The organism is Mesorhizobium sp. M1A.F.Ca.IN.022.07.1.1, assembly GCF_003997575.1.
In the GTDB taxonomy this organism is placed as follows: Bacteria; Pseudomonadota; Alphaproteobacteria; order Rhizobiales; family Rhizobiaceae; genus Mesorhizobium.
Genome location: NZ_RZST01000473.1, coordinates 1 through 3,601, shown reverse-complemented (window position 1 = coordinate 3,601; position 3,601 = coordinate 1). Strand labels below are relative to the sequence as shown.

General features: G+C 66.1%; 3 protein-coding genes and 1 pseudogene. 1 reads left to right on the top strand and 3 read right to left on the bottom strand.

Going from position 1 to position 3,601, the window contains the following annotated elements; genetic code table 11:
- Positions 1-882, top strand: an 882-nt coding sequence (locus EOA75_RS30570; RefSeq protein ID WP_164747683.1) for a tetratricopeptide repeat protein, incomplete at its 5' end; no start/stop codon positions are given.
- 84 nt (positions 883-966) lie between these two features.
- On the opposite strand, the gene EOA75_RS30565 is transcribed toward EOA75_RS30570, so the two are convergent.
- From EOA75_RS30565 to EOA75_RS30555, 3 genes and pseudogenes are all read right to left on the bottom strand, one after another.
- Positions 967-2,409: a M48 family metalloprotease gene (locus EOA75_RS30565; protein WP_067319421.1), complete on the bottom strand. Its 1,443-nt coding sequence runs from the start codon at positions 2,407-2,409 to the stop codon at positions 967-969.
- Between the two features lie 207 nt (positions 2,410-2,616).
- Positions 2,617-3,378, bottom strand: coding sequence for a thiamine ABC transporter ATP-binding protein (thiQ, locus tag EOA75_RS30560; protein ID WP_127325894.1), 762 nt, complete (start codon positions 3,376-3,378; stop codon positions 2,617-2,619).
- Positions 3,375-3,601: pseudogene (locus EOA75_RS30555) on the bottom strand (thiamine/thiamine pyrophosphate ABC transporter permease ThiP); the annotation flags it as partial. The pseudogene EOA75_RS30555 and the gene thiQ, both read right to left, overlap by 4 nt.

Genomic DNA, 3,601 nt, shown 5'->3' with positions numbered 1-3,601 from the left:
GCGATGATGAAGCTGTCGCCAAGCGTCGACCCCTGCGACCAGGCGGCGGGCGCACCGCTCGACCTGCAGGGCGTCGCGCCCGGCCGTTTGCAGAACGAGATCGCCGGCGAGGCCGCTGAGGCCTGCGAGGCGGCGGTGAAGGCCTACCCCGACGTCGCTCGGTTTCGCTACGAGCTTGGGCGGGCGCTGCTGGCGTCCGGCAAGGTCGACGAGGCCAGGAAAGCTATCCAGGAAGCTGCCGACAGGGGGCACGTCCGCGCCATGTTCGAGCTCGGCCATATCGCTTCGTCCGGAATAGGACCGGCCGCGGACTCCGCGAAAGCGATCAGCTTCTATTCAGAAGCATCCGACAAGGGAGACCCCTATGCGATGGCCGCTTGGGGGCGAGCCTTGTTCAATGGTGTCGACGTCGAGCAGAATACCGGCAAGGGATTGGACCTGCTGCTCAAGGCGGCGGCCATGGGGCACGTCAACGCGATGAACGATCTCGCCGTGATCTTCAAGGATGGCCGCAACGGCGTGCCCGCCGACGAGGCCCGCGCCTTGGCTTTCCTCAAAGCCGGCATCGCGCGGCAAGAGGCATATTCGATGAGCATTCTCGGCCTTCCCGCGCGCAGCACCTTAACGGTCGCAGTGTGCAAGCCGAAGGTCGTGACGAAAATAGTCACCAAGGTAAAGGTTGTCCGCACACCCGCGCCGAAGACGCCGACGGTGACAGTCCCGACAGTGGTCAAACCACCTCAGACCGATACCGGGCCGGCGCCCTGGCGCGGCAGTAGCGGCGATCATTCGGGGTCCGGCGGCGGCCAAAGTGGTGAGGGCAGCGGAGGCAGCACCGGCGGCCAGACCAGCCCTGAAGGCGGCAGCAGTGGCGGGCTCTGATTGCTGCGGCAGCCGCGCGCCCGGGTTGACCGAATAGAAGCGCGCGGCTGATTCGTTGCGGAAGCACGAAACGGGATGACGACCCTACTTGTCGGTGACGATCTTGACCTTGTCGCCGGCCGACACGCTCGCGCCCGGCGACATTGCGTTGAGCACCCGGAACAGGTCGAGCTTTCGGTCGACGCCGACCATCTGAGCGGCAAGCGTGCCCATGTTCTGGCCGGGCTGCACAGTCACCACCCGGATATGCAGCGGCTTCAGCGCCGCCTTCTCGGCCGCGCTCAACGTGCGGAAGGAGCTGCTGACGGAGCGCGCAACCGGCTCCAGCGCGGTGCTGGCCGAGGGTGCCGCAGTCAGCAGCCGGTAGACCTGTCCGCTGGCCCGGATGACCGCGATATCGAACTGCCACCCTTGCGCGCTGGCATGCGCCATCGCCGCCTCGTTGCCGTTGACCGTTTCCTGGCGCACGCTGGCATCGTCTAGTCCGGCGACCCAGCCGCTGCGGATATAGTCGGTGAGCGACACAGACTTGTCGATCGCCACGCCATCGAAGCGGATGGCGATGTCGCCCGGACCGGTCGCGGTCACCGCGGCCGCCGAATTGTCGATGACGAAACCCTCGGGCACCGAGAACGACACGCCAAGGCCGGGATGCAGGAAGGTCTGGCCGCGCACATAGCCCTCTTCCGGCGTGTCGCCGTAGAGCAGCCCGTCTATGCCGGCTAGAAAGGCATCGCGGTCGCGCGTGCCGACGCCGGGCGGTCCGAAGTTGCGGGCGAGCCGCTGCGCCAGCTCGATGCGCTGCGGCGTGTTGGGATGCGTGGCCAGGAAGTCGAGGCTGGCATCCGTGGCGCCGCTGACCGAACGGAAATCGGTATAGGCCGACATCGACTGCAGGAAGCGGCCGGCCGCATAGGGATCATAGCCCGCTTCGCCGATCGACTTGATGCCGATCGCGTCGGCCTGCAGTTCTTGGTTGCGCGAAAACTGCGCAAGCCTCAGCTTGCCGCGGATGAGCGCGGCCTTGGCGGTCGGGCTGTCGCCGAGCACGTCGGAGACGACCTTGGTCGCCAGGCCTTCCTCGGCCTCGAGCTGCTGCCGCTGCAACCCGTGATTGGCGGTGACGTGGCCCATCTCATGCGCGATGACGGCCGCAAGCTCGGAGGAGTCATTGGCCAGCGCCAAAAGTCCGCGCGTGACATAGAGATAGCCGCCCGGCAGCGCGAAGGCATTTACGTTGGGCGAGTTGAGGATGGTGATGCGATAGGTCTGGGTCGGATTGGCCGAGACCACCGTCAGATTGCCGACGACCTTGGCCACCATGCGCTCGAGCTTCGGATCGGAATATTCGCCGCCATAGGTGGCGAGAATCCGCGGATGCTGCGCTTTGGCCATTTCGGCCAGCCTGGCATTGGCGACGACATTGTCGACGGTGATCGGCTTGTCGGAGGGCTGGAAGCCGGACTCCTGCACGTCCGGCGGCGTGAACATCTGGCAGCTCGCCAGCGCCACGGCAAAGCCGGCCATCGCGAAAAATCGCGCCAGCGGCTTAGTCCATACCCTCTCGATGCCGGCTGTCAGATCGGCTTCCTTTCGTAATCTTTCGGCAAATCACGGCCCACCCGGACCAGCATGGCCGGACCTAGCCACACTCCCCCGGACAAGGCAAGCAAACGCCTGATCACCCGCAGCCGGTTTGGCCGTAAATTATGTCCGCTTCCGGGCAATGTGTTGTCATCCGGCAACGCTGCCGCCTCGATCGCCGATATAGCGCCGGAAGGCCTCCGGTCCAGCACCGTCGAAGAAAGCAGCGGCCGACCCTGTGGCCGCGACCCTGCCCTCGTCGACGAACGCGATCCGTTGGCCGATGCGGCGCGCGTCCTGCGGCTGATGCGTGACGAAAAGCACGGTCATCTGTCGCTCGGCGTGGATGCCGGCCACGAGATCGAGCATGTCTTCGCGCAGCGCCGGGCCGAGCGAGGCGAAAGGCTCGTCGAGCAGAAGCACCGGACGGTCCCGTATGAGCACCCGCGCCAGCGCGACGCGCTGCCGCTCGCCGCCGGAAAGCTCGCTCGGCAGCCGCTTTTCCTTGCCGGCGAGGCCGACACGCCCCAGCGCGTCCGCGACCGCGCGGTGGTCGTCGGCCGTGAGCTTGAGCGATGGCGAGCGGCCAAGCCCGACATTGCCCTCGACCGAAAGATGGGCGAACAGGTTGTTTTCCTGGAACACCATCGACACCGGCCGCGCCGAGGGCGGCGCATTATCGACATTGATCCCGCCGATCAGCACCTTGCCAGCATTTGGTGATTCGAAGCCGGCCACCAGATTGAGCAGCGTCGACTTGCCTGAACCGCTCGGCCCCATGATGGCGGTGATCCTGCCGGCGGCGAATTCGACATCGAACCGGAAGGATGCCTCGCCATAGCTGAAGGATACGCCGTCCAACGTGACGGCCAGGCCCTTCGTGGCCGCGATGCCATTATTATCCCTCGTCATGCCTTTGCCTCCCGCCCCAGCCAGTCGGCGGCGACAACCAGCAGCAGGCAGACGAGGCCGAGCAGCAAGGCCAGCCCCGCGGCGTCGGCGGTCCGGTAGCTGCCCATGCGCGCGAGTAGAAGATAGGGCAAGGTCTGGACGGAATCGCTGCCGAACAGTGCGATCACGCCGAGATCGCCGAGCGACAGCGCCATGGCGAACGCAAAGCCGGTGGCCAAGGGCC